The organism is Pseudomonas kribbensis (genome assembly GCF_003352185.1).
Classification (GTDB): Bacteria; Pseudomonadota; Gammaproteobacteria; order Pseudomonadales; family Pseudomonadaceae; genus Aquipseudomonas; species Aquipseudomonas kribbensis.
Genome location: NZ_CP029608.1, coordinates 2834359 through 2857151, shown reverse-complemented (window position 1 = coordinate 2857151; position 22793 = coordinate 2834359). Strand labels below are relative to the sequence as shown.

The following is a 22793-nucleotide window of genomic DNA, read 5'->3' as shown; positions in this document are numbered from 1 at the left end:
CCCACTCTAGGAATACCCCTCGCCAAGACAATCCATTGTTGCTGAATGCAAAGCAGTTCATTTTATGCCTCGCTAGAACTGCCAACCGAAAACTTCCCCTGCTACTCTGATTTCGTCTACGGTCTGGCTCTGAGCCCAGTTGGCACAAAATCAGGCGCTGGATCACGTCGAAGTGGTGTAAGCGGTCGGTTGCTGTATGAAGCAGTCGATGACTGCTTCTACAGCCGAGCCGTTTACCAAAACCAATACGGCAAGAACTTTGGCGTGGGCTCGATCATCAGTTCCAGGTGATACGTAATGGGATTGAAGAAAAACATATCCAGAATCAAAAACGCCCCTACCCCAAACGACAGCGTCATGAACTCGCGATAAGGATGCTCGGAGAAGTACTCGCGTCTGGCGTGGTAGAAGCTCAACAGCGCAAACAACCCCAGGCCTGCGCCCAGGTAGTTAGGTTGCAACGCAACTTCGGCAAAGTTGTTGTAGACCAGCACCGACACCAGCATGCCCAACCCCAGTACGGGTAACTTCAGGCAGAAGTTCAACAGGCCGTTTTTGGCGCGTACAAAGGCGGCTTCCTTGCTGACGAAGAGGTACGCGGCCAACAGGGAAATGGCCGGGGTAATTGCCAGGATGTAACGTGCTTTCTTGGAGCTCGGGATTGTGAACAGCACCAGCAGCACCAACAGCCACCCGGTCAGATAGAGCAGCAGGTCGATGTCTTTATCGCGGGTCGAACGGAAGAACAGTTTGTACTTCTTAAGAATCACGTTGATGGCGTAAAACACCGTGAAGCCGTAGGTAAACAGGCCTGCGGAGAAGTAGAAGTAATAGCGCGGCGCATGATCGGAACCGAAGCGTCCAATGCCCTGCATGTTCAACACTTCTTCCAGAAACGGTTGCCCCCCTTGCAGGTAGGCCGCCCAGGCCAGCAGCACAACCCCGGCGGCCAGAATCAGGCCCGAGAGAAATGAAAACAGCAACAACATGCGCCATTGGCGGCTCAGAAAGTAGTAAGCCCCGATGACACAGGCGGGCCCGATCAATCCGATAGGCCCACGAAACGCAAAGCCCAGCGCCAACGCGACGAACAGGAACACCAGGCGACGCGGGTCCTTTTTCAACTCGGCCGAATAGGCCACATAGAAGCAGATCAACGTAAACAGGGCCGGATAGATATCCAGTGCCAGTGAGTTCACACCGTCCAGAAAGGCCCAGGTCAACAGGCTGAAAAGTACGCCATATGCGCCCCACTTCTTGCTGTGCAAGGCACCGAGCCTATAAATGAACACCAGCATCAGGGACGCGGCAATGCAGGAAGGCAGGCCCATTGAAAGTATGGAAACACGGCCGAACGGCAAGGAAACCAGATAGACCAACAAGGTATTGAGGACCGTGTAGTCAGGATAAGGCTTGAGGTCGTCGGCAATGGGAAACAGCGTGACGCCGTGCAGCAACATGTACTCGGCAAAATCGACAAAGCGTGTTGTGTAGTTGAGGACAGCAGGTTTGTACTGCAACACCATGAACACGGCCAGTGTCATGAAGAAAATGCTCAGGCACGGATTTCTTGCAATCAATCCTTTCAACATGCCTGCCCGCCAAGTGCGCTCTACAACAAGCGGGGCATCATATCGATCCATCGGTAACCCTTTAGTGAAGTTGTTCTTTTTGGCCAGAATCCTGAATGTCCGGTAACGCTGGAATTGGCTTCCTGCTTCCCGGAAAGTTGAATTTTAGACTAGCCCACGGCGGGGACTATTCAAGCATTACACGCCCCAACATTCCCTGAACGAGACGGATAAAGCCAATAAAAAGCCCGGCCAGACACCTTCGTCACTGACGAGGAGTATCGGTCGGACTGTGCGTATTTCAGTTACTTTTATTGACGGTGATGTAGGGATCCCAGTTGCGATCCGGGCCAATCTGGTTCAGATCACGGTCGTACAAGGCGAAGGTGACGGTGTACCAGAGTTTTCCCGGATTCTGCGCAATGGACTGCCACAAGGTGTAGACCACATCGGTTTTGGAAAGACCACCGGGGACATTGTTCAGATAAGCCACCACTCCGGGGAGGTTATAGGACTGCGGTTGCGACATGGTGCCCGGGTAGTCGCCACCATTGCTGCCGCCGCTCTGGATGCTTTTGATGACGGCGATGCGGTCGAAATTGCGGGAGAGCGTCGTGGCACGCCAGCGGATGTTGTCGCCGGAATTGACGTCGAACCACAGCTCGCTTCCGCCTTCGCCGGTGTCGCCGCTGGCATGGCTATCAATGGCAGAGCGCGTCACCAACATGGAGATCGAGCCGCGCACGTCATCGGGATGGGCAAGCAGGTAATCGGCATCGACGTTGACGAGCACGTCAAAGGTTTGGGTCGCACTGGACATTTTGCTGCTCCTTGTTGGATTGGCATGAACGACCGCGCCCGCAAAGGCTGTCCGGCTCATCCGGTCCCTGGATGCGGTCTGCGGAGAACGATAGGAGATGACTTTATGGTGTCAACGTGCGTTCAGTTGACGCGGAAAAAACGCGTTGTAATGCGGAGCGACCAAGGCTTTGATTTGCTTCTGTGCTGGCCAATCTCGTCATTGTTTTCTGGATACTCGCTGACTGCTCAAGTTGGTAAAGGCGCACACTGGACGTCGATAAATACTGAGGAAGCAGCATCTATATGGGTGTTTTCTTGATTGGAGCTGCAGCGTTTCTGGTCCCAGGCGCTCACTATTTGCTTTTCAGCAAGCGAGTTTTCGACGGGACACGAGGAAGTGCCCACGCATCCGATGGGTGTTCCGGCCTTTCACAAAACCTCAAGCTACGAACTCGAAATACTTCAAGGAGACGGTCATGTACGCTTTCGCGATCAGAGAAGCCTATGGCAGCAAAGAAGTGCTGATTGAGTTCTATCCACAGCCATCGGATATCGGGTTCCAGGAGGCGCTCCGCCTGGCACTGGTGCCATTGGGATTCTCGGTCAGCACCACGGAGCATGGCATATGGGCATCCCACCCCCATCCAGAAAACAAGTTTGGATCTGTCCGAATTGACAGCGACTCTTGGACCGTTTTCGGAGAAGCCGACCAGTGCTCCGACAATCTCACTCTCAATAGGCAAATAATTGAAGAGCTCGGCTCAATACTGACCGCTAGCGGGGCGCTCCAGGAAGTTCCGTGGCATGGCGCTGGCGAGTCGGACGACTAAATGTCTGCAAAGCGTTAGTTGGCGAAGGCATTGACACTTTAGATCCAGCACGCCCAGGGAGGCATCGGATCAAAAATGGATTTCATCATGGATTTCTTGTTCAACCTGCTGGCGTACAAGGTAGGCGTTTTCGTGCTGCGATTGCTGAGTGGCGGCCGTTTCAAGGGAGAAAGCGGTTTTGCCTGGGGCTGGGCACTCGTCGTCGGCGGTTTGGTGCTTTACACACCTTTTGTGGTTTTTATCGCCCTGCTCATTCATTACAGCGGCGGGTAGCTGTCCGTCGCTCGCATCATATTCGGAAGCACACGATGCGTTTCATCTTCAAAACTCATCAATATCGACCTATAAAAATGAAAACATCGCTCACGGCTTTACTGACCACGTTGTTCATCACTCAAACAGCACCCTCCTTCGCAGACAACACCAACGGAAAGAATCTCTATTCACAGCGATGCGCCGTGTGCCACGGGCCCGATATCAAAGGCACAGGTCCATTGGCCAGAAAAAGCAATCCTCCAACTCCCGACCTGACAACGTCCGCCTTCAAGAAACGATTGAGTGATTATCCGGGCGTTATCGTGTCCTCGATCATCCTTCGTCCGAACGGCGACCTGATTCCAAAAACCTTGCGCGAAAATGGTGTAAAGATCCTGCCGCACGCCTGGAGCGTTAATGACTTTCGCGATTTGAATCAGTACATGGTCGATGTCATTTCAAAGAAACGGCCCTGAGCCGCCCTCTTCTGCTTCAGTCGGTCTTTTTATCGCTGCCCTTTATGTTTTCAATCAGGTCAACGACATAGTCCTGATTGAAGCCCGCCACGAATGACCAGAACAGCAACTTGGCGTAGGCCGCATACCCTTCCGCATGTTGGCAAAAAATGTCATTGAAGATTTGCTTCAAACACTGCGGATCGTCGTCCGGCACGATGACCGGAAACAAATCGCCTCGGATAACGCCGGAAAGGAACAAGAGATACAAGAGCCCCGCCAGTATTCCGCCTATGAAGGAAGGCAGGATCAGAGCGAACCATGATCGGGAGAGGTTTTCGATTTCCGGGTCGGTAAGTATTGACAGTCGCCGATGAAACCCGACGTAGCCCCCGACATTGCCGGCGATACAAACGATAAACGGCACTTTGTAGTCGGGCAGGCTGTAGGTTACGGCTATCGCCAACACCAACAAGGCGATGAAAATCCAGAATATCCGCTTCCAGATAACGTTGAGGTCTTCCTGACGACTCATGATCAGCTCCCTGATCGTGGCCATGTGTTGATCTTCATGACGATAGACGATTCCTGTCGCACGGATGGAAGATCAGACGGCCCTCACAGGCTTGCACTCAACCGCTCGACGCCAGCCCCGCAGTGATCGCTGCCAGCCACTCGGGATTCTGCAACACCAGCGGCAACAAACCGTTATGACCGGCATCCGGAACAACCCACAACTGCCGATCCTGTGCCTGAGTTGCAGCGGCCAGAATACGCTCGGGAATTTCCAGCGGAATGACTTCGTCCCGCTCCCCCGCAATCACCAGCAACCGGCCCTTGAATCGACCGAGAATGTCCCAGGCATCGCTCGCCAGCCAACTGCGGGGCTGACGAATGATCGCCGAGAACTCAGGGCCGAACGGCACCTTGTATGCCTGCGGGGTATAGATCCCGGGCACGACCAGGATCAGCATCCGGACATCCAGGATTTCGCTCAGGCGCACGGCGTTGTAGGCACCCATGCTGATGCCGATCAGAGCGGTCGGCCGGGTCCCGCTGTGCTCGATGACCGATAGCGACTGTTGGTCGCGCCGGTGCAGGGAAGACTCGGCGAACACGCCCCCGGTTTGACCATGCCCGATGCAGTCCAGCGCGGTGGAGCCTATGCCCTGCCCGTGCAATATCTGCCGCAGGTCTGCAAACACCTCTCGGCTGCGGGCTCCGCCACCGTGGATACAGAACAAATGCGGGCGACCACTGCCCGGTAGCGTATCGGCGTAAAGCTTGTGGCTTTCGAACGGGACGGTGAACTCGTTTGCGGTTTGGAGCGAATGCATGAATTGCGGGTTTCCTGGACGTCAGACCGGGTGCCATTGGGGCGATTGCTGCCCAGTGCGGAATTATGCCTGAGCGCACAGCACCGTTGATGAAAGTCACGCGGCGCTTTATCCCGATGCGCTCGACGCCAGATAAAGCGCTCGATACGCCGTCACCAGTTGATCCTGATTGAACGCCAGATTGCGACCGCTGGGGTTAGGCAGAATCCACACATTTGCCCCAGCGAATGTTGTGTCCTGTGCGCCCCATTCAAGCGTTTTTTTCCCTGACAAACCGGCATAGGCAGCCTTGCCGAGAAACGCCACATAGCGCGGCGCAAAGCGTTTGATCTTGTGCTCAAAGTCTGCCGCCGCTGCGGTGAATTCCTGCGCTGACAGTTGATCCGCCCGTGCCGTCGGCCTTTCCACCACGGCAGTCAGCCCGCATTGATAATGCAGGATCGAGCGGTCGTTTTCCGGGGCCACTTCAACAGGCGTGAATCCGGCCAGATGCAGCGTGCGCCAGAACCGATTGCTCCGCCCGGCAAAATGATGCCCCTGCTCCGCCGCCAACAGGCCGGGATTGATCCCGCAGAACACCACGGACAGGCCTTTGGTCAGGATGTCTTCAAGCATCAACTTCTCCCCTGTATTGCAGATACTCAAATCGATATGACTGCGCGCTTGGATAATGACCGCTCAAGGCATTAATACCCACTCCTTCAAGCTACAACCCCTAGCGCAAAAACCTACAAATACGTCAGAAAGCGCTGGCTTGTGGGCCAAATCCTTAGGCTTTATCTTTCTACCTCACTGCTCATCGACAAAATCAAGAGCACATACAGGATTGATGGCTAGTCCTTGATCAAAAACAAAGATGGCACGATTGACGACACTGTCATCTCTCCCTAATCTGCCCACATCCCGCCCAAGGCAGTAAGCCGTCCTAACCATCCAGGACGTGCCAAACCCTTGGGCGTTTTTGTTTTCAGGAAGAACGTATGCCCACAGCGGTTCTGGTTGACGGCGCCTACTTCATCAAGCGATTTCGAAGGATTGAGCCTCACAACGCATTCAATGCCGAACGCGCTGCCGATCTCGTACATCGATGGGCAACGGCTCACCTGATGTCCAGAACCTTTTCTGGCCAAAGTGGCTTGCCTTCAGGGCCACAGCAACGTCCCAGAAAGGAGCTTTACAGGATTTTCTTCTACGACTGCCCTCCCCTGGACACCAAGCAACACAACCCGATAACGAAAAAACTCGTGGACTTCTCTAAATCCAGAGAGGCAGTTTTTCGTAGAGAGCTGCACATTCGGTTGCGAAGCAAACGCAAGTTGGCATTGCGTCTGGGGCATCTGTCAAAAGATGTGAAATGGACAATCAAACCCGCAAGAATCGCCGATCTGCTCAAGGGCAAAATTCAGATATCAGACTTGACTGAGGCCGATGTCAGCATAGACACGCGGCAAAAAGGCGTGGATATGAGAATCGGCGTCGATGTCGCATCGCTTTCGTTCAAGCAACAGGTCGATCAGATTGTCCTCATTGCGGGTGACGCTGACTTTGTACCTGCGGCGAAGATGGCTCGCCGAGAAGGCGTTGATTTCATACTTGATCCGATGTGGCAGAGCATTCCTGATGGTTTGATGGAACACATCGATGGGTTGCGTTCCACCTGCCCCAAGCCATCGTAAACAGATGCGCCGCATTAGCGGCGGCTAGCTGAAAGTCAACACGCCTTCGGTATTGTGTCGAAGGCTAGCCAGCCCCGGGGCTTACTTGAACACCGGCACCGCCCCCACCCCATCCGCCTGCTTGAAATACTCGCGCAACCGCCCACCGATTTCCGCGATCTTCGCTTCGCCCTCTCGCAAAGCTTGCGGGTTGGTGTGCACGGAGTAGTTGCCCAATGCCAGATCGTAGGGATGAGACTTCGCCGAGCCAATCACGAACACCGTGCCATCGCGCAGGGCCTTCAGGGTAACGGCACCGTTGCCCGGCTCAAAAACGGCCATTTCGCCGGCGCTGACCAGATCCGGTGTCGCCAGCAATCCACGGCTGACGCTCAGCCATAACGACTCGTGGCCTTCGGGTGGCGTGTAAGTCCAAGTTTCGCCGGCATTCAGCGTGACCAACAGATAGTTGATACCAGCGGGTGCCCTAACCGGGCTTTGCACGCCTTGATGTACGCCGAGAATCACCCGCGCCGGCCCCGTTTCGGGCATTGCGGCGGACTCAAGATACTGGCTGTCGACACTGGCGTTCTCCAGCTCCGGCGGCAAAGCCACCCACAGTTGAAAGCCCTGAATCCGCTGCGAAGTGCCCACCGACATTTCCTTGCCGTGCCATACCCCGCCGCCCGCACGCATCCACTCGACGCCGCCGTAATCGATCATGCCCTTGCCCGATCCTTCGTCCTCGAAACGCAGGTTGCCTTCGGTAATCACCGTCACGGTGGCGATCCCCGAATGCGGGTGCATCGGCATGTTGTGAATGAACGAGGCCTCGCCTTCGAACAGGTCGAGGAACACGAAGGGTTTGATCAACTGGCCCAGATCCGAAGGGCTCATCAGTCGCACGATCGAGCCGTGCCCGCTGCCGCTGGTGCGGTAGCGCAGAATGCGGTGAGTGACAGGTTCGCGGGTATAGCCGGAGAGGTGTTGCTGAACGGTCATGATGATTACTCGATTCTGATGCGGGGAACGGCCAACAAACGGCAAAGCGCCGCGAGGGAACCAGTCCCTCGCGGCGCCCGGCTTTCAGCGGCGACGGGCGTCGAGGCTGAAGCGACCGGCACCGAAGGCCACGACTTGCAGCAGGCCGCCGGCCATGGCGATGTTCTTGAAGAAGTGGATGAACTGGTTCTGGTCGGCCAGCGCATTGTGGAAGGCCAGAGCGGTGACCACGCTGAATGCGGCCAGCACAGCGGCGACGGTGCGAGTGCGGTAGCCGGCGATCAGCGCCAGGCCGCCACCGATTTCGACGATGATTGCCAGTGCCAGCGCCACTTGCGGCAGCGGCAGCCCTACCGAGCCGATATAGCCGATCATCATGGCCGGCGCGGCCAGTTTGGAGAAACCGGAGAGGATGAAAATCACGCTGAGCAAGACGCGCCCGATCAAGGCAGCCGAGGCTTGTTTGGTGTCGGAAGCGTTCTGTACAGCAGTTGCTTGAGCGATGTTTGCAGAAGTAGCCATGGGAGAATTTCCTTCAATGGGGTCCGGTTCGACTTGAACCGTCCGGATGAAGAAATCTTGCGCCTCGGCAGCTCATCTGAATAGCCGACTAATTTAGATCATTACGTTCGATAAAATAGGTAAGCTGTGCATCCAGTAACGTCCCTCACGGTAACTCAAGGACACCGACATGATCTCCGACCCAGGTACACCGACACTCGATCAACTGCGGGTCTTTCTTACCGTCGTCGAAGTTGGCAGTTTTGCCGCCGCGGCGCGCAAGCTCCACCGGGCGACCTCGGTCATCAGTTACTCGATTGCCAATCTTGAGATGCAGCTGGGCGTCACCCTGTTCGATCGTGAAACCACCCGCAAGCCGCAACTCACCGACGCCGGCCGCACCGTGCTGGCCGAGGCCCGGACCATCGCCAACGGCGTGCATGGCTTGCGCGCCAAGGTCAAAGGCCTGCTGCAGGGACTGGAGGCCGAAGTGCATGTGGTACTCGACGTAATGCTACCGGCCGAGCGCGTGGTAGATGCGCTGAAATCCTTTCGCGAAGAATTCCCCACCGTTGCCCTGCATCTGCACATGGAAGCGCTTGGCGCCGTGACTGAACGGGTGATCAATCGCGGCGCGGTGGTTGGCGTCAGCGGGCCGATGAATGACGGCATCAACGGCATCGAAAGAATCGGCATCGGCAGCGTCGAGCTGATTCCGGTGGCAGCGCCGAATCATCCTTTGGCGAGCGCCGAAGGCAATGTTCCGGGTGCCGGGCGCGAGCACACACAGCTGGTGCTGTCCGACCGCTCGCAACTGACCAAAGACAAGGAATTCGCTGTGCTGAGCAACCGCACCTGGCGCCTGGCGGACCTCGGCGCCAAACACATGTTACTGCGTGAGGGCATCGGTTGGGGCAACATGCCGAGGCCGATGATTCAGGAGGATCTGGACAGCGGCCGACTGGTACAACTGGACCTGTCGGAGTACGCCAGCGGGCAATACACCTTCGACGCCATCTACCGCACCGATGCGCCACCGGGCCCGGCGGCGCGGTGGTTGATCGAGCGCTTCGTTCAGCAGAACACGCACGAGGCTTGACCCGGAAAGTTGACGAGCGGTCATCCGAATGTTCAGATGCCGCCCTGTTTCAGGTGTCCCATGCCGCCGTGCATGGGGTGAAACGGGAAACCGGTGCGTTCGTTTCGAACCAGTCCGGTGCTGCCCCCGCAACGGTAGGCGCGTGATGCTTTCAACACACCACTGTGGCCAGACGGCCATGGGAAGGTGAAAGTGTCCAGACGCGCGAGCCCGGAGACCGGCCTGAAATGCTGTTTGGCAAACTCCTGCGGTGGGCGGGCATGGGCCGGTGTCGGCGTGTGCGCGATGCCTTCTCCTGCATGCTCTTCTGCGAAGATCCTTTCGAGAAGACGATGATCAAACCTTTCAACACCAAGGCTCCATCCCTGTTGTTCGGCTGCCTGTTCAGCCCTCTGTTGCTGGCCGATGACGCGCCGCTCGAACTCACTCAGCAAATCGTTTCCGCGCCGTCCGTGGAGTCCACCACCGTCGCCGAAATGGCGCAGTTCGGCAGCAAGGTCGAGATCGTCACCCGCGAGCAGATCGAACGCGCCGGCCCCAGTGCCGATGTCAGCCGCGTGATGCAGATGTTCATTCCCGGCCTGTACGTCGCGCCGAAAAACGGCCCGTTCGACTACGGCACCTATTCGCTGCTGGGCGGGCGCAACGACGACACGCTGATCCTGCTCGACGGCGTGCGCCTGAACAATCGCCTGTACGGCGGCCTGTACCTGGACACCCTGCCGGCCAACGCCATCGAGCGTATCGAAGTGCTCAAGGGCGGGCAGAGCCTGCTGTTCGGCACCCAAGCCGTGTCCGGCGTGATCAACATCGTCACCCGCAGCCCGCAGAGCCGCAAAGCCTCCGGCGAAGTGAACATGGGCGTGGATACGTTCGGTGGCACCACCGAGGATGCGCGGGTCGAGAACATCTTCACCAACGGTTTCGGCGACCTGGGCCTGCTGGCCTACGTCAGCCATAACGTTTCGGACGGCTACCAGCCGTTTCGCAATCGCGACATCCGGAACAGCAGCGAAAAGAACCGCGCCTACGAAGTCACGACCTTCGGCGCCAAGGCGATTCAGTCCTTCAGTGATGACACGCGCCTGGAACTGTTCTACCAATACGCCGACGCCAACCTCGATTTCGCCCGCCCGGTGGACAATCACAAGACCACCAACGACCGCATCCAGCAAATCGCCACGGCCACCTTCGAACAGAACGTCAACGAACGCCTGAGCTATTTCGTCAAAGGCCATATCAACGACTGGGACACCCGCTACACGCGTATCAACAACACGTCCGATGGCGGTGTAAAAAGCATCAACCACAACGACTACTGGGGTTTCACCGACTGGGGCGTGCAGGCCGAAGGCAAGGCCGAGTTGCCCGGCGGCCATGTGCTGGTATTCGGCACGGACAACCAGTGGTTCAAGGGTCAGGATGATGTGCTGATCATCGACAACGACAAGGCCGAAGCCCACGCGTTCTACACCCAGTTGCGTCCGAAGATCGATGCCCTGCCCGACTGGCATCCGAGTATCGGCATCCGCCACGAGGCCATGAGCGGCGGCGACAGCGCCACGGTCGGCATGCTCACTTCGCTGTACGACCTCAATGAAAACTGGTCTGTTCGTGGCCAGTACGGCACAGCCTATAAACTGCCGAACGCCGAGCAACTGTTCGTCAACGAGCCGGGTGATGAACTGGGCAACCGTAACCTGAAACCGGAGAAAAGCCGCAACGCCGAACTCGGCCTCGACTACAAAGGCTTGCTCATCGACCGCGAGTTCAGCGCCAGCGTCACCCTGTTCAAGCGCAAGATCGACGACCTGATTACCCTTGACGACATCCAGTGGGTCAACGGCCAGGGACAGATCCAGATGCGCGGTTTCGAGGCAGACGCGAAACTGGCACTCAACGATCAATGGAGCCTGCAGGCAGACATGACCCGCAACCTCACCGAGTCGCGCGCGGGGGTGACGATCAACGATGTACCGAGCTTCTTCGCCCGCTCGCGCATCGGTTACGAGTCGGTTGACCGGATGTGGGGCGCCGGCGGCGCGATCCGCTATATCCGCGATGTGATCAGCTCGAAACAGGTCGAGTACGGCCATTATTCGGTGGTGGACGCCGATGCTTATCGCTATCTCGACGGTGCCCATCAGCATCGCCTGAGCCTGTTGGTGGAAAACCTGTTCGACCGCGATTACGTCACCAGCCGCTCGAACAACGTCGACAACCTCGGACGGCCGTTCACCTCCGAAGTGCGCTACACGTACCGCTTCTGATGGCTGACATCATCACCACCGACGGCGTCGATTCGCATCCGGACTGGTCGCACGTGCCCGAGCATGCGCGCCACGTGTTCCTCTGCACCGGCCCGCGCTGTACCCAGCGCGGCGCCTTGCAGCTATGGAAAACCCTGCGCCGGCACTTGCTCGCGCATGACCGCATCGAGACACCGGGCGGGGTTTTGCTGACCCGCACGCATTGTCAGTTCCCGTGCAATCTCGGGCCGGTCATGACGGTGTATCCGGAGACCTGCTGGTATGGCGTACGCAGCCACGCCGATGCGCAGCGACTGGTCGAAGTGCATCTGGTGGGCGGTGAAGTGGTCGAGGATCTGCTGATCAAGGAGCGCTCGTGAGAAGGCTGTGTTTTCTGGCGAGCGCCCTGCTCTGCACTTCGCCGGTTCTGGCAGATGACTACCGTAATTGTGGCGAGACCTGGCACTTGCCGGCATCGCCACCGTCGCGGATTGTTGCGCTCAATCAGCATGCGGCCGATCTGGTGTTGGCGTTGGGCGCAGACTCGGCGCTGACGGGTGTGGCCTATCTGGATGATACCGGCGCGCCTCGGACCGAGTACTTCGGCGTGCCAGTGATCTCGCACCGCTATCCGTCGAGCGAAGTGCTGTACGCGCAGAAGCCGGATCTGGTAGTCGGCGGGTTCGCCTCGGCCTTTGGCGACGGCGTAACGTCACGCAGCGGACTGGGGCGCAACGGCGTGGCTTCGTATTTGCTGGAGTCGGCCTGCAACGGACATTCGCTGGACTACTTTGAACACATTCGCCGCGACCTTTTGACCCTGGGCGGATTGCTGCACCGACAGCAGCGCGCTCGGGAACTGAGCGATGCGATGGATGCCGATCTGGAAAAGGCCAAGGCTTTAACCCGCCCGGGCAGGCCGCTGTCAGTGTTCTACCTCGACAGCGAAGTCAACGGTCTCGACAGCGAAGGCCGGCGTGGTTTTGTCACCACTCTGCTGGCCGCCGCCGGCGCGCGAAACCTGTTCGCTGGCATCAACCAGTACCGGGTGACCGTCAGCCGCGAAACCCTGCTTGCCAGTGACCCCGACGTGATCCTGCTGGCCGATGCAAAGTGGTCGCCAGCCAGTCGCAAACGCCAGTTGCTGATGCAGGATCCGGTGCTGTCGACCCTGCGAGCCGTGCGCGAGAACTGGATGATCGATATTCCGTTTACGCATCTGTTGCCGACACCGGGCAGTGGCCGGGTGGCGCTGGAGTTGGCGCGACAGCTCAAGTCATTAAGTCCTTAAAGAGTCTTTAAAGGGGACAGATTTATTTTTCCTGCCTCCAGCAGAAAGGCGTTTCGCGAGATCCTGGAGAGAATCCCGCAACGCCGCCATTCATGGCGGCAGATGACGAATTTCAATGCGCGTAGCTTTCGGTACTCCCGATTCGCGTTTACCATACGCCCAACTCGTATTACCGCGGCTGCTGAACCCGGTATTCACGAGGAAAGAACATGAACAGAACCCGCGCCTGGAGACGTAACCAGGCCCGTAAACACGGCAGTGACAAAGCGGTTCGCCCGCAAACCTTCAAGCCGGAAAAGAACTGGAAGTTGATGTACATCCGGTCCACCAAGCTGGCCAGGGCTCGCCAACTCGGCATGAGCTATCCCATTCTCTCCACCCGCCAACTGCTGGATCAAGAGTGACGAATCTACTGTTCATTTGCAGTCGTAACCAATGGCGTAGCCCGACGGCGGAAGAAGTCTGGCGTCGTCGCCCCGGATTCAATGTCCGTTCAGCGGGCACCAGCCCCAATGCACGCAAAACCATCGGCCCGGCGGATATTCGCTGGGCCGATTTCATTTTTGTGATGGAAACCAAACACCTGAATCGTCTGCGGGCCGAGTACGCCCGGCTGCTGGAGCACAAGCGGATTTACTCGCTGGATATTCCGGATGACTATCAGTATATGGATCCTGAGTTGGTAGAGCTTCTTGAAAAAACGGTGAAGCCCTACCTCACCACTTGATCCTCCGCGTTCTTGGCAACGCATCCAATGAAATGGAATTCACCTTATGTTTGTGCGAAACAAACTGGTTCCAGAACTAATGGTCACGGATATACAGACCAGTCTCGCTTTCTGGGTCGGCTGCCTGGGATTCAACATCGCTTATCAACGTCCTGAAGATGGCTTCGCCTATCTCGATCTGAATGGCGCTCAAGTCATGCTCGAGCAGGTTGAGCCGAATGCAGGTCAGTGGCTGACGGCGGAACTGAGCAAACCCTTCGGCAGAGGTATCAACCTGCAGATAGATGTTGAGACCGTCGCCCCGCTCATCGAACAACTTGGCGTCGCGCAGCTTCAACTCTACAAAGCATGTAAAGACACCTGGTATCGCGCTGACGATGTTGAAGTCGGCCAAAGAGAATTCATCGTCCAGGACCCGGACGGTTATCTTGTAAGACTGGTAGAACGTCTGGGTGAACGCCCCGTTTGCTCACTTTGATCATGGAAGATAAAAACAATGAAAAACGCTTTTGGCCTCCTGCTTCTGATCTGCCTTTCGGCCAACGTACACGCTGACGAAAACCCTATCGGTTTCCGGACCGCCACACTACCGGACGCGCAAAACGAACGTCCGCTGGAGATGGTCGTCTGGTATCCCGCCAGGACCACCGCCACCCCCCAATTGATTGCCGACGATATCGTGTTTGTCGGGACGTCCGCCGTGCGCGATGCACCACCGACTACCGGTGAGCATCCGTTACTGGTGCTCTCCCATGGTTACCGAGGGAACTGGAGCAACCAGGCGTGGCTGGCCACCGCATTGGCCCGGCAGGGTTACATCGTGGCGGCGGTCAATCATCCCGGCACCACGACGCATGACCGCAGTCCTCAAGCCGCTGCACAGTTGTGGCAACGACCTGCCGACATCAGCCGCGTCATCGATGCGGTCACCGCACAGCCCGAGCAATCGGGTGCCGTTTCGATGCGTCGAATTGCGGTAGCCGGTCATTCACTCGGCGGCTGGACCGCCCTCGAAATCGCCGGTTCACGGTTCGATCCCGAGCGCTTCGCGAAGGACTGCGCTGCCCATCAAAAACTGGCCAGTTGCTCCGTCTACAAGACGATCAACGTCGCTGACACGCCAGAATCGAAGAGCCGGATGAGCGCGGACTTGAGCGACAAACGCGTCAGCGCGATCGTTTCACTGGACCTGGGCCTGTCACGCGGCATGACCGACGCAAGCCTCGCCGCGTTGCCGGTCCCGACACTGGTGATTGGCGCTGGTGTGCCGTCTGAAGACCTGCCCGCCCAATTGGAGTCGGCAAGTCTCGCCAAGCGCCTGCCTTCGGTATCGTCGCAGTATGTCGAGATCAGCGACGCCAGCCATTTCAGCTTCGTGGCATCGTGCAAGCCCGGCGCCGTGGAGTTGCTTGAAGAAGACTCGCCAGGCGATGGCATCATTTGCGGGGATGGTGGTGGTCGTTCGCGTGAAGTGATCCAGCAACAGGTTGTGGCATTGATCGATGGTTTTCTGACCCGATCACTTCCCAACTGATGACGGTGTTGCCTGTGCATTCGTGATACGTCAGGATCCCTCCTTTTTTGACCATCAGGAGCAATCGTGGAACGTCTCTTCGTTTATGGAACTCTGGGGCCTGGCCGTCCGAACGAGCATGTGATGCTCAACATCGGCGGCACCTGGCAGGCCGCTTCGTTGAAGGGGCGTCTGTCGCACGCCGGCTGGGGTGCGGCGATGGGTTTTCCCGGGCTGGTGATTGCCGACGATGGCGAGGTCATTGAAGGCTTTGTGTTCTCTTCAGAAAACTTCCAGCAGCACTGGGCGGCGCTCGATGAGTTTGAAGGGGCCGAGTATCAACGGGTTTTGACCAAGGTGACTCTGGATGACGGGACGGCAACGGATGCCTGGGTCTACGCCCTGCGCTAGACAACTTCACCAAGACGGATTTGCCCTGCTCCGCCACGCAATCCCGGCTGCGTGGCTGACCGGACTACGGAATACGTTCGACACTGGCGTAAAACCCTCAAGCGAATGGCCCGTGCCTCGTGGCATCGATTGGCGCCATTCGCTGCTGGACACTGACCCGACCGTTCAGGCTGTGTGCCGGTTGCCACCCTTGCTGTCGGTGGTGGGCGAATTGATTGGCGAACGCTTCTTCCTTTCCCAGGTCGAGGGCCGTGAGCCGCTTGCAGGTGGCGGTCATCAACAATTGCACCGCGACCTGTCGGCGCAACGCCCGGGCGACACCGCTGTCGCGCTGGCGTACCTCGACGATTACGGCCCGGAGAACGGCGCGACCCGCATCGTTCCCGGTAGCCATCGCCCTGCACTCGGCGAGCCCCCGTTCGATTCCACTGACGAGTCCCGATCCGTGCAACTGACGGGCAACGCGGGCGACATCCTGATTTTCGATGCCGATCTCATTCATGCCGGCAGCCTGAACGCCACCGGCGATCGCCGTCGCACGCTGCTGATCACTTATTTTTCGGAAACGCTCTACGCATCACACCTCGAAACGGTGGTTCTCAGAAACATTCGAATGGACACCAGCGAACGGTTCGATCCGGCAGAGTTTGCCCTGAGAAACGCTGGACAATTCATTTGACTTGATTGCCTCAGGCAACTATATAGTTGCTCAAAGCAACCATCTGAGCATCTGCCATGTCCGCGACTCCATTGATCGAACGAGCCGACATCGTCCGGCAATTCAACCGCTTCTACACCCACCAGATCGGCGTTCTGCAGGAACATCTGTTGCAAAGCGACTATTCGCTGACCGAGCTGCGCATCCTCTACGAACTCGCCTCCGGCGGCGATCTGACCAGCGCCGACCTGCGCCAGATGCTGGGCCTGGATGCGGGTTACATGAGCCGGATCATCAGCGGCTTCGACAAAAAAGGCCTGATCCAGAAAGTCCCCTCCGCCACCGACGCCCGCGCCAGTCTGTTGCACATCACCGACCTCGGCCGCTCGATCCTGGCCCCGCTGGAACAGGCGTCGCGGCAGGAAGTCATCACCCTGCTCGAACGCATGGCCGAGCCGCAGCAATTGCAATTGATCGAGTCCATGAAACAGATCCAGACCTTGCTCGAGGGCGGCAAGCAACCGGCCTACCTGTTGCGCGACCCGCAGCCCGGCGACATGGGCCTGGTGGTGCAGCAACAAACCGTGATCTACACCCGCGAATACGGCTGGAACCGGGAGTTCGAGGCGCTGGTCGCCGAGATCGTCGCCAAGTACCTGCGCGAGTTCGACCCTGCCAGTGAACGCTGCTGGATTGCAGAAAAGGACGGCAAGGTTGTCGGGTCAGTATTTGTCATCCGGCACGACGCAACCACGGCAAAACTGCGCATGCTGTTTGTGGACGCCAGCGCTCGGGGGCTGGGGATCGGCAATCGACTCGTCGAGGAATGCCTGAGGTTTGCCCGGGATGTCGGGTACAAAAAGATGATTCTGTGGACGACCAGCAATCTGGTGGATGCGCGCAAGTTGTATCAGCGGGCGGGGTTTGAGTTGGTTGAGGAAGAGCCGATATTCAGCTTCGGGAAAGAGCTGGTGAGTCAGACGTGGGCGATTGAACTTTGATGCTCTGTTTCGTCTGATTCCGGCGTGAAGCGCACAAGGCTCGGAAGTGATTTTTAAAGGGGACTGATCTATTTTGAATAATTAATCAGTCCCTTTTTCGCTCCAAACGCTCGATTGCTTCGAGGAGCTGGCCGTCGAAGTACTCGGTTTCATCTCGCGCCAGGTCTTTCAAGCGGCGCTTCGCCTCGATGAGCATGTGTTTGGTGGCTATGTTCTGATTCAAAAAAGTAGCAACCATAAGATCATCCAATCTCTCCAAAGGCGTATCCCAGGCCTCCTTGCAACGCTGAATGAGTCCTGTGGGGGCATCCCCACTCCATGGACCTGCGATATCCGAGACTGCCAGGGTGGAGGTCATGAGCCTGCCTTTGTGAGCGATTGAAGGGCTGGTAATTTCGCACGCTCGGGAGTTGGGTGAATAGCAAAATCGAATCCCGTTTCTGGCCGTAAGCGCGTCCACATCACTTCCCGGGTAATCCCCCAGCAACGTGTTGATCTCAAGCAATGTGAGTGCGAGCAATCTGCATAGAGGGCCAAGTGCTGCACCCAATTCGATCAAGCACGCCCTTCCAGAATCTCGAATGAATCATCAAGCGGCGCGTACCCAACGGTTTTTCTGGTCTGATCAATTGAAAGCCGTTTATAACGGTTATCCGAGACGCCATGAACAACATGGAACCCGCTCAGATCTGCCTCGACGCATCGCTCCAGTAACGCAACGACATCCCTGTAGCTGATAAATGCCGCCACGTCCCGGGGGCTGTGGGCTTCTCCGGCGTGAAATCTGGCTACGTTCGCAATGCGGACCGCGATTGTGGTCATTTGCCCATCGTTTGCATACATTGAGGCCAGCGCTTCGCCAAACGCTTTGCTGACCCCGTAAAGGTTGCCAGGTTTAGGTGCCATCCATTCATGGATCTGGACGTCTTTCGGATATCCTTCGATCGCCTGGGCACTGCTCGCGAATATGAAGCGCTTGCAGCCTTGCGCTTTGGCGGCGAACAGCATGTTGTAAGTGCCGATAATATTCACAGGCAGTAGCGAAGACGTGAAGTCGGCGTCCGGGTTCGGATCAGCAGCGAGATGGATCACGGTGTGCATGCCTTCGCAGGCTTCGAGACAACTGGCCTGATCCCTGATGTCGAGAGAGAAACGTTGTGCCGCGTGCGGAAGTGTTGCCACGTCTATATCGGCCAGACGCAAATCGGATTTATCGTCTCGCGCTGTCCAGAAAGCTCTGCCGATCTGGCCCGAAGCCCCCGTGATCAAAATTTCTGGCGTGCTCATGTCCGTATGTCCTTGTGGTAAACCTCACGCCAGCCTCTCAGGCTTGTGACCCGTTCACAACATTCATTCTGAGTGAAAAGTGTGAACGCCGCATATTGTCCGCGGAGGCGAACAGGCCAGAACCACCAATAGTGGGCATTACGAAAAAGCATCGATACACTCCCCCGCTCACCACTTTATGAACGGGTTCAAAATTGCGCCGGTTTTCAATTGCTCTGTTGCTCAGCATTCTTGCGTTTATTGTTGTGTCCTTCTTCATAACGCTGTGGCGCAGCCCTTACAGCGTCACTACCTTGATCGCCTCAGCCTATGAGGAAGGTCTGGTAGTTGGCCGCAATCCTGGCAAAGCCGCAGAGTGGTACTTGAAAGGAGCAGCAAAGGGAGACCCTGTCGCACAATTCAAGCTCGGCCTCATTGAATATTACGGTCGTGGTGTAGACGTTGATCGACCCAAGGGCCTGCGGCTGATAAGCGAATCGGCGGAGCACGGGAACGCAGACGCCCAATATTTCATGGGGGTTTCAAGCATTGCGGGCCTGGAAATACCGAGGGACTTTGCCCAGGCCGCTACGTGGTTTCGCAAGGCTGCAGAACAAGGACATGCCAAATCTCAACGTCAACTCGCCTCCCTCTATTACAAAGGCAGCGGTATCGAGGCAGACCCGCGGCAGGCTTTCAACTGGGCCAGCAAAGCAGCGGCTCAGGGCGATAACGAGGCTCTGACATTACTGGGCACTCTCTATTTGTTTGGTAGCGGAGTTTCAGCAGACCCTCGACTCGCCGTGAAATTACTCACCCAAGCGGCCACTGCCGGCGATAGCCAGGCATCCGAATTGTTGGGAGTAGCCTATTTCAACGGCGTTGGCGCTGGTACTCCCAAAGATCTGCCCGCAGCATTGCATTGGTATACCCGCGCGGCAGAACAGGGCCGGGTCAACGCACAGTTCGTCCTCGGTCACCTTTACAGTAGCGGTGCCGATGTGCCGGTGAACTATCCACTGGCGAATCACTGGTTGTTGCAGGCAGCCCTTCAGGGGCATGCTGTGTCGCTCGTTACCCTTGCCGTTCATCTCGATAACGGGAAAGGCTTCGAGAAGAACAAGCGCAAGGCTTGCGGGTTATTGCGTGTAGCGCTCAAACAGACGCTGCCTGAGAACATCGCAGGCCCCATGCGTGTGGAGCTTGAGCAGGAAGAGAAAACACTTTCGCCGGAACAACTGACCGAGGTACTGGCTATGGAAAAACTCTACTCAAGCCCGGCGGGCCTCAGGGAACTGCAAAGTGATCTGACAAGCCAACAGGTAGCGAAACCCGCGGAGCCGACAGGCTGAATTCAGTGGATGCCATTATCCCGGCCCCACTCAATCCGGAGTTCCGAATGAAGATCGGCCTCATCTCCGACACCCACAACCTCCTGCGCCCTGAAGCCCTCGCCGCGCTGCAAGGCTGCGACCGGATCATCCACGCCGGCGACATCGGTAACCCGGACATCCTCGCCCGGCTGGCCGAAATCGCCCCCGTCCACGCCGTGCGCGGCAACAACGATCTGAACAGCCCCTGGGCCAACGAGATCCCCGACCTGCTGACGTTCACCCTCAACGGCTGGCAAACCCTGCTCGTCCACGACATCGCCGACGTTCCCGGCGATCTCGACCCCGGCGTAAAACTCATCATCACCGGCCACTCCCACAAACCGCTTATTGAATGGCGTGGTGAGCGTCTCTACGTCAACCCGGGCAGCGCCGGCCCTCGTCGCTTCAAACTGCCGGTCACGCTGGCGATCCTGGAGATACAGCCCGACGCTATCGAACCCCGCCTCGTTTCCCTGCTGGATCCCCCCGCCTGAAACCGCTACCGTTCCCCCATCCAGAACAGGGAACCCTCGCGCCATGTCCATCGCCGACAACCTCCTCGCCTTCACCCTCGCCGCCACGCTGCTGACGCTGACACCCGGCCTCGACACCGCGCTGGTCCTGCGCACCGCCACCGTCGAAGGCAAACAGCAGGCCTTGCGTGCTGCGCTGGGCATCAACGCCGGTTGCCTGTTATGGGGTGCAGCGGTGGCATTCGGGCTCGGGGCGTTGATTGCGGTGTCGGAGCTGGCCTACAACCTGCTGAAGTACTGCGGTGCGGCGTATCTGGCGTGGCTCGGGTTGAACATGCTGCTGCGCCCTCGCCGCTCGCTGGCGCCCGCCGAAACCAATGGCAAGCCGGGGGGCAACTGGTTCTTGAAGGGCATGCTGGGCAATGTGCTCAATCCCAAGGTGGGGATTTTCTACGTGTCGTTCCTGCCCCAGTTCATTCCGCAAGGGCAGCCGCTGGTGCCGTGGACGTTCGGGCTGGTGAGCATTCATGTGGTACTGGGATTGATCTGGTCGCTGGTGCTGATTGGTGCGACGCAGCCGCTGTCGGGGTTTCTGCGCCGGGAGAAGGTGATTCGCTGGATGGATCGCACCACCGGGGTGATTTTCGTGCTGTTTGCCGCGCGGCTGGCCTTCAGCAAGCGGTAAGCCGTCCAACGCCTTCTGTCGACACGTGCAGTTTCATCGATTCAAGCGCTTGCCCTAAACATATGGATATCCGTATATTCGAAACCCCATATGTATCCAGGGCACCTTCATGCTCACCCCCGCCACCGTTTTCAAATGCCTCGCCGACGAAACCCGCGCCCGGGCCACGTTGCTGATCACCCGTGAAGGCGAGTTGTGCGTCTGCGAGCTGGTCTGCGCACTCGACGACAGCCAGCCAAAGATCTCCCGTCATCTGGCACAACTGCGCACCTGCGGCCTGCTGCTGGATCGGCGTCAGGGCCAGTGGGTGTATTACCGACTGAATCCGCAGTTACCGGAATGGGTACGCGAGATGTTGCAGTCAACCCTCGCCGCCAACACCGCGTGGCTGGAAGAAAACAGCGCGCGGCTCGCCGCCATGGGCGATCGCCCGCTCAATACATCCGCCTGCTGCTGAGGACCGATCATGCGCGTTCTATTCATGTGCACCGCCAACAGCTGCCGCAGCATTCTGTCCGAAGCGATGTTCAATCACCTGGCGCCGCAAGGTTTCGAGGCGGTCAGTGCCGGCAGCTTCCCCAAAGGCCAGGTGCTGCCGCGCAGCCTGACCACGTTGCAGGAGGCCGGCATTTCCATCGCCGGGTTGACCAGCAAGGGCAACGACGCCTTCGAAGACAACCCGCCGGACATTGTCATCACCGTGTGCGACAAGGCCGCTGGCGAAGCCTGCCCGGTGTACTTCGGCCCGGCCTTGAAAGCCCATTGGGGACTGGAGGATCCGTCGGAAGTGCATGGCGATGAGACCGCTATCAACGCAGCCTTCCACGCCACCCTCGCCCGAATCGAAACCCGCTGCCGGGCCTTCCTCGCCCTGCCCTTCGCCGAACTCGACCGCGCTGCCCTCAAGTGCGAGCTCGACCGCATCAGCCTGCTTTGACCGGAGCCGTCATGACCGACTTGCCCAATCTCGACCCTTCACTGATTCAGAAAACCACCCGCAACGATGGCGCGCACAAGCCACGCATCCTGTTGCTCTACGGCTCGACCCGCCCACGCTCTTTCAGCCGTTTGCTGGTGGAAGAAGCCGCCCGGCTGCTGGAGCACTTCGGCGCCGAAACGCGGATCTTCAATCCATCGGGTTTGCCGCTACCGGATGACGCGCCCGGCGACCATCCGAAAGTTCAGGAGTTGCTTGAGCTGATGCAATGGTCCGAAGGCCAGGTCTGGTGCTCGCCCGAACGTCACGGCGCGATGTCGGCGGTGTTCAAGGCACAGATCGACTGGGTACCGCTGGCGCTTGGCGCAGTGCGCCCGACCCAGGGCAAGACCCTTGCAGTGATGCAGGTCTGCGGCGGCTCGCAATCGTTCAACGTGGTCAATCAACTGCGGGTGCTGGGACGCTGGATGCGCATGTTCACCATCCCCAATCAATCGTCGGTGCCCAAGGCCTATCTCGAATTCGATGAAGGCAACCGCATGAAGCCTTCGGCGCTGTACGACCGGGTGGTGGATGTAATGGAAGAGTTGGTGAAGTTCACGCTGCTGTTGCGCGATCGCCCGGATCTGGTAGATCGCTACTCGGAGCGCAAGGAGTCGGCGGAAGAGCTGATGCAGCGGGTCAATCAGCGCTCGATCTGAAA

At 57.9% G+C, this 22793-nt stretch carries 30 protein-coding genes and 1 riboswitch; of the genes, 21 read left to right on the top strand and 9 right to left on the bottom strand.

Annotated features, from left to right (window positions below; translation table 11 throughout):
* Window positions 1-233: 233 nt before the first annotated feature.
* Window positions 234-1544 carry an ArnT family glycosyltransferase gene (locus DLD99_RS13055; protein WP_114882613.1) on the bottom strand — a complete coding sequence of 437 codons (1311 nt, stop codon included), beginning with the start codon at window positions 1542-1544 and terminating at the stop codon, window positions 234-236.
* 328 nt (window positions 1545-1872) lie between these two features.
* Window positions 1873-2391, bottom strand: coding sequence for an AidA/PixA family protein (locus tag DLD99_RS13050; RefSeq protein WP_114882611.1), 519 nt, complete (start codon window positions 2389-2391; stop codon window positions 1873-1875).
* 457 nt (window positions 2392-2848) lie between these two features.
* Here DLD99_RS13050 and DLD99_RS13045 point away from each other — a divergent pair, with 457 nt between their 5' ends.
* The 3 genes from DLD99_RS13045 to DLD99_RS13035 all read left to right on the top strand — a co-directional run bounded on the left by DLD99_RS13045 (window position 2849) and on the right by DLD99_RS13035 (window position 3933).
* Window positions 2849-3202 (top strand): hypothetical protein, encoded by a 354-nt coding sequence (locus tag DLD99_RS13045; RefSeq protein ID WP_114882609.1) that lies wholly within the window; start codon window positions 2849-2851, stop codon window positions 3200-3202.
* Between the two features lie 75 nt (window positions 3203-3277).
* Window positions 3278-3475 (top strand): hypothetical protein, encoded by a 198-nt coding sequence (locus DLD99_RS13040; protein ID WP_114882607.1) that lies wholly within the window; start codon window positions 3278-3280, stop codon window positions 3473-3475.
* Window positions 3476-3552: 77 nt separating this feature from the next.
* On the top strand, window positions 3553-3933 hold the full coding sequence (locus DLD99_RS13035) for a c-type cytochrome (RefSeq protein ID WP_114886673.1): 381 nt from the start codon (window positions 3553-3555) through the stop codon (window positions 3931-3933).
* Between the two features lie 16 nt (window positions 3934-3949).
* Here the strand turns inward: DLD99_RS13035 and DLD99_RS13030 are convergent, their stop codons facing one another.
* The 3 genes from DLD99_RS13030 to mug all read right to left on the bottom strand — a co-directional run bounded on the left by DLD99_RS13030 (window position 3950) and on the right by mug (window position 5864).
* Window positions 3950-4447, bottom strand: a complete 498-nt coding sequence (locus DLD99_RS13030; RefSeq protein ID WP_114886671.1) for a hypothetical protein — start codon at window positions 4445-4447, stop codon at window positions 3950-3952.
* 97 nt (window positions 4448-4544) lie between these two features.
* On the bottom strand, window positions 4545-5249 hold the full coding sequence (locus tag DLD99_RS13025) for an alpha/beta fold hydrolase (protein WP_114882604.1): 705 nt from the start codon (window positions 5247-5249) through the stop codon (window positions 4545-4547).
* Between the two features lie 108 nt (window positions 5250-5357).
* Complete coding sequence (gene mug, locus DLD99_RS13020) at window positions 5358-5864, bottom strand: G/U mismatch-specific DNA glycosylase (protein ID WP_114882602.1); 507 nt, start codon at window positions 5862-5864, stop codon at window positions 5358-5360.
* 365 nt (window positions 5865-6229) lie between these two features.
* Between mug and DLD99_RS13015 the strand changes: the two genes are divergently transcribed.
* Window positions 6230-6925: an NYN domain-containing protein gene (locus DLD99_RS13015; RefSeq protein ID WP_085731817.1), complete on the top strand. Its 696-nt coding sequence runs from the start codon at window positions 6230-6232 to the stop codon at window positions 6923-6925.
* A gap of 81 nt (window positions 6926-7006) precedes the next feature.
* Here DLD99_RS13015 and DLD99_RS13010 read toward each other — a convergent pair whose 3' ends face one another.
* Together DLD99_RS13010 and DLD99_RS13005 are read right to left on the bottom strand one after the other, a co-directional pair.
* Window positions 7007-7906: a pirin family protein gene (locus tag DLD99_RS13010; RefSeq protein ID WP_114882601.1), complete on the bottom strand. Its 900-nt coding sequence runs from the start codon at window positions 7904-7906 to the stop codon at window positions 7007-7009.
* An 84-nt stretch (window positions 7907-7990) separates the two neighbouring features.
* Window positions 7991-8428, bottom strand: a complete 438-nt coding sequence (locus tag DLD99_RS13005) for a DoxX family protein (protein ID WP_114882599.1) — start codon at window positions 8426-8428, stop codon at window positions 7991-7993.
* 169 nt (window positions 8429-8597) lie between these two features.
* Between DLD99_RS13005 and DLD99_RS13000 the strand changes: the two genes are divergently transcribed.
* The 11 genes from DLD99_RS13000 to DLD99_RS12950 all read left to right on the top strand — a co-directional run bounded on the left by DLD99_RS13000 (window position 8598) and on the right by DLD99_RS12950 (window position 17356).
* Window positions 8598-9506: a LysR family transcriptional regulator gene (locus tag DLD99_RS13000; RefSeq protein WP_114882597.1), complete on the top strand. Its 909-nt coding sequence runs from the start codon at window positions 8598-8600 to the stop codon at window positions 9504-9506.
* A 34-nt stretch (window positions 9507-9540) separates the two neighbouring features.
* Window positions 9541-9746: riboswitch (cobalamin riboswitch) on the top strand.
* Window positions 9747-9838: 92 nt separating this feature from the next.
* Window positions 9839-11776: a TonB-dependent receptor plug domain-containing protein gene (locus DLD99_RS12995; RefSeq protein ID WP_114886669.1), complete on the top strand. Its 1938-nt coding sequence runs from the start codon at window positions 9839-9841 to the stop codon at window positions 11774-11776.
* A complete protein-coding gene (locus DLD99_RS12990; protein WP_114882595.1) occupies window positions 11776-12135 on the top strand; it encodes a (2Fe-2S) ferredoxin domain-containing protein in 360 nt (119 codons plus the stop codon). The genes DLD99_RS12995 and DLD99_RS12990 overlap by 1 nt, the downstream gene beginning before the upstream one ends.
* Window positions 12132-13046 (top strand): ABC transporter substrate-binding protein, encoded by a 915-nt coding sequence (locus DLD99_RS12985; protein ID WP_114882592.1) that lies wholly within the window; start codon window positions 12132-12134, stop codon window positions 13044-13046. The genes DLD99_RS12990 and DLD99_RS12985 overlap by 4 nt, the downstream gene beginning before the upstream one ends.
* Before the next feature lie 209 nt (window positions 13047-13255).
* Window positions 13256-13450: a hypothetical protein gene (locus DLD99_RS12980; protein WP_114882590.1), complete on the top strand. Its 195-nt coding sequence runs from the start codon at window positions 13256-13258 to the stop codon at window positions 13448-13450.
* The gene (locus DLD99_RS12975) at window positions 13447-13773 is read left to right on the top strand and encodes a low molecular weight protein tyrosine phosphatase family protein (RefSeq protein WP_114882588.1); all 327 of its coding nucleotides are present in this window, start codon (window positions 13447-13449) and stop codon (window positions 13771-13773) included. The genes DLD99_RS12980 and DLD99_RS12975 overlap by 4 nt, the downstream gene beginning before the upstream one ends.
* 46 nt (window positions 13774-13819) lie before the next feature.
* Window positions 13820-14251: a bleomycin resistance protein gene (locus DLD99_RS12970; protein WP_114882586.1), complete on the top strand. Its 432-nt coding sequence runs from the start codon at window positions 13820-13822 to the stop codon at window positions 14249-14251.
* A gap of 18 nt (window positions 14252-14269) precedes the next feature.
* On the top strand, window positions 14270-15307 hold the full coding sequence (locus DLD99_RS12965; RefSeq protein WP_114882584.1) for an alpha/beta hydrolase family protein: 1038 nt from the start codon (window positions 14270-14272) through the stop codon (window positions 15305-15307).
* A gap of 66 nt (window positions 15308-15373) precedes the next feature.
* Window positions 15374-15697 (top strand): gamma-glutamylcyclotransferase family protein, encoded by a 324-nt coding sequence (locus tag DLD99_RS12960; protein ID WP_114882582.1) that lies wholly within the window; start codon window positions 15374-15376, stop codon window positions 15695-15697.
* A complete protein-coding gene (locus DLD99_RS12955) occupies window positions 15672-16376 on the top strand; it encodes a phytanoyl-CoA dioxygenase family protein (RefSeq protein WP_114882580.1) in 705 nt (234 codons plus the stop codon). Before DLD99_RS12960 ends, DLD99_RS12955 begins: the two co-directional genes overlap by 26 nt.
* A 56-nt stretch (window positions 16377-16432) precedes the next feature.
* Window positions 16433-17356, top strand: a complete 924-nt coding sequence (locus tag DLD99_RS12950; RefSeq protein ID WP_114882578.1) for a bifunctional helix-turn-helix transcriptional regulator/GNAT family N-acetyltransferase — start codon at window positions 16433-16435, stop codon at window positions 17354-17356.
* 85 nt (window positions 17357-17441) lie between these two features.
* Here the strand turns inward: DLD99_RS12950 and DLD99_RS12945 are convergent, their stop codons facing one another.
* Window positions 17442-17714 (bottom strand): hypothetical protein, encoded by a 273-nt coding sequence (locus tag DLD99_RS12945; protein ID WP_114882577.1) that lies wholly within the window; start codon window positions 17712-17714, stop codon window positions 17442-17444.
* 197 nt (window positions 17715-17911) lie between these two features.
* Window positions 17912-18643, bottom strand: coding sequence for an NAD-dependent epimerase/dehydratase family protein (locus tag DLD99_RS12940; protein ID WP_114882575.1), 732 nt, complete (start codon window positions 18641-18643; stop codon window positions 17912-17914).
* 194 nt (window positions 18644-18837) lie between these two features.
* Between DLD99_RS12940 and DLD99_RS12935 the strand changes: the two genes are divergently transcribed.
* The 6 genes from DLD99_RS12935 (at window position 18838) to arsH (ending at window position 22791) form a co-directional block, all read left to right on the top strand.
* Window positions 18838-19974, top strand: a complete 1137-nt coding sequence (locus DLD99_RS12935) for a tetratricopeptide repeat protein (protein WP_114882573.1) — start codon at window positions 18838-18840, stop codon at window positions 19972-19974.
* A 47-nt stretch (window positions 19975-20021) separates the two neighbouring features.
* Complete coding sequence (locus tag DLD99_RS12930) at window positions 20022-20489, top strand: metallophosphoesterase family protein (protein WP_114882571.1); 468 nt, start codon at window positions 20022-20024, stop codon at window positions 20487-20489.
* Between the two features lie 43 nt (window positions 20490-20532).
* The gene (locus tag DLD99_RS12925) at window positions 20533-21153 is read left to right on the top strand and encodes a LysE family translocator (protein WP_114882569.1); all 621 of its coding nucleotides are present in this window, start codon (window positions 20533-20535) and stop codon (window positions 21151-21153) included.
* Window positions 21154-21262: 109 nt separating this feature from the next.
* Window positions 21263-21610 carry a metalloregulator ArsR/SmtB family transcription factor gene (locus DLD99_RS12920; RefSeq protein ID WP_114882567.1) on the top strand — a complete coding sequence of 116 codons (348 nt, stop codon included), beginning with the start codon at window positions 21263-21265 and terminating at the stop codon, window positions 21608-21610.
* A gap of 9 nt (window positions 21611-21619) precedes the next feature.
* Entirely contained in the window at window positions 21620-22090 is a 471-nt protein-coding gene (locus tag DLD99_RS12915; RefSeq protein WP_114882565.1) for an arsenate reductase ArsC, read from the top strand.
* 11 nt (window positions 22091-22101) lie between these two features.
* Window positions 22102-22791, top strand: coding sequence for an arsenical resistance protein ArsH (arsH, locus tag DLD99_RS12910; RefSeq protein ID WP_114882563.1), 690 nt, complete (start codon window positions 22102-22104; stop codon window positions 22789-22791).
* The last annotated feature ends 2 nt before the right edge of the window (window positions 22792-22793 follow it).

Coding starts and splice junctions, on each gene's coding strand:
- DLD99_RS12920 (WP_114882567.1), top strand. CDS start 21,263: ATGCTCACCCCCGCCACCGTTTTCAAATGCCTCGCCGACGAAACCCGC.
- DLD99_RS13030 (WP_114886671.1), bottom strand. CDS start 4,447: ATGAGTCGTCAGGAAGACCTCAACGTTATCTGGAAGCGGATATTCTGG.
- DLD99_RS12990 (WP_114882595.1), top strand. CDS start 11,776: ATGGCTGACATCATCACCACCGACGGCGTCGATTCGCATCCGGACTGG.
- DLD99_RS13015 (WP_085731817.1), top strand. CDS start 6,230: ATGCCCACAGCGGTTCTGGTTGACGGCGCCTACTTCATCAAGCGATTT.
- DLD99_RS13025 (WP_114882604.1), bottom strand. CDS start 5,249: ATGCATTCGCTCCAAACCGCAAACGAGTTCACCGTCCCGTTCGAAAGC.
- DLD99_RS12945 (WP_114882577.1), bottom strand. CDS start 17,714: ATGACCTCCACCCTGGCAGTCTCGGATATCGCAGGTCCATGGAGTGGG.
- DLD99_RS13005 (WP_114882599.1), bottom strand. CDS start 8,428: ATGGCTACTTCTGCAAACATCGCTCAAGCAACTGCTGTACAGAACGCT.
- arsH (WP_114882563.1), top strand. CDS start 22,102: ATGACCGACTTGCCCAATCTCGACCCTTCACTGATTCAGAAAACCACC.
- DLD99_RS12950 (WP_114882578.1), top strand. CDS start 16,433: ATGTCCGCGACTCCATTGATCGAACGAGCCGACATCGTCCGGCAATTC.
- DLD99_RS12970 (WP_114882586.1), top strand. CDS start 13,820: ATGTTTGTGCGAAACAAACTGGTTCCAGAACTAATGGTCACGGATATA.
- DLD99_RS13000 (WP_114882597.1), top strand. CDS start 8,598: ATGATCTCCGACCCAGGTACACCGACACTCGATCAACTGCGGGTCTTT.
- DLD99_RS13035 (WP_114886673.1), top strand. CDS start 3,553: ATGAAAACATCGCTCACGGCTTTACTGACCACGTTGTTCATCACTCAA.
- DLD99_RS12965 (WP_114882584.1), top strand. CDS start 14,270: ATGAAAAACGCTTTTGGCCTCCTGCTTCTGATCTGCCTTTCGGCCAAC.
- mug (WP_114882602.1), bottom strand. CDS start 5,864: ATGCTTGAAGACATCCTGACCAAAGGCCTGTCCGTGGTGTTCTGCGGG.
- DLD99_RS13055 (WP_114882613.1), bottom strand. CDS start 1,544: ATGACACTGGCCGTGTTCATGGTGTTGCAGTACAAACCTGCTGTCCTC.
- DLD99_RS13045 (WP_114882609.1), top strand. CDS start 2,849: ATGTACGCTTTCGCGATCAGAGAAGCCTATGGCAGCAAAGAAGTGCTG.
- DLD99_RS13050 (WP_114882611.1), bottom strand. CDS start 2,391: ATGTCCAGTGCGACCCAAACCTTTGACGTGCTCGTCAACGTCGATGCC.
- DLD99_RS12980 (WP_114882590.1), top strand. CDS start 13,256: ATGAACAGAACCCGCGCCTGGAGACGTAACCAGGCCCGTAAACACGGC.
- DLD99_RS12940 (WP_114882575.1), bottom strand. CDS start 18,643: ATGAGCACGCCAGAAATTTTGATCACGGGGGCTTCGGGCCAGATCGGC.
- DLD99_RS13010 (WP_114882601.1), bottom strand. CDS start 7,906: ATGACCGTTCAGCAACACCTCTCCGGCTATACCCGCGAACCTGTCACT.
- DLD99_RS13040 (WP_114882607.1), top strand. CDS start 3,278: ATGGATTTCATCATGGATTTCTTGTTCAACCTGCTGGCGTACAAGGTA.
- DLD99_RS12955 (WP_114882580.1), top strand. CDS start 15,672: ATGCCTGGGTCTACGCCCTGCGCTAGACAACTTCACCAAGACGGATTT.
- DLD99_RS12925 (WP_114882569.1), top strand. CDS start 20,533: ATGTCCATCGCCGACAACCTCCTCGCCTTCACCCTCGCCGCCACGCTG.
- DLD99_RS12915 (WP_114882565.1), top strand. CDS start 21,620: ATGCGCGTTCTATTCATGTGCACCGCCAACAGCTGCCGCAGCATTCTG.
- DLD99_RS12995 (WP_114886669.1), top strand. CDS start 9,839: ATGATCAAACCTTTCAACACCAAGGCTCCATCCCTGTTGTTCGGCTGC.
- DLD99_RS12930 (WP_114882571.1), top strand. CDS start 20,022: ATGAAGATCGGCCTCATCTCCGACACCCACAACCTCCTGCGCCCTGAA.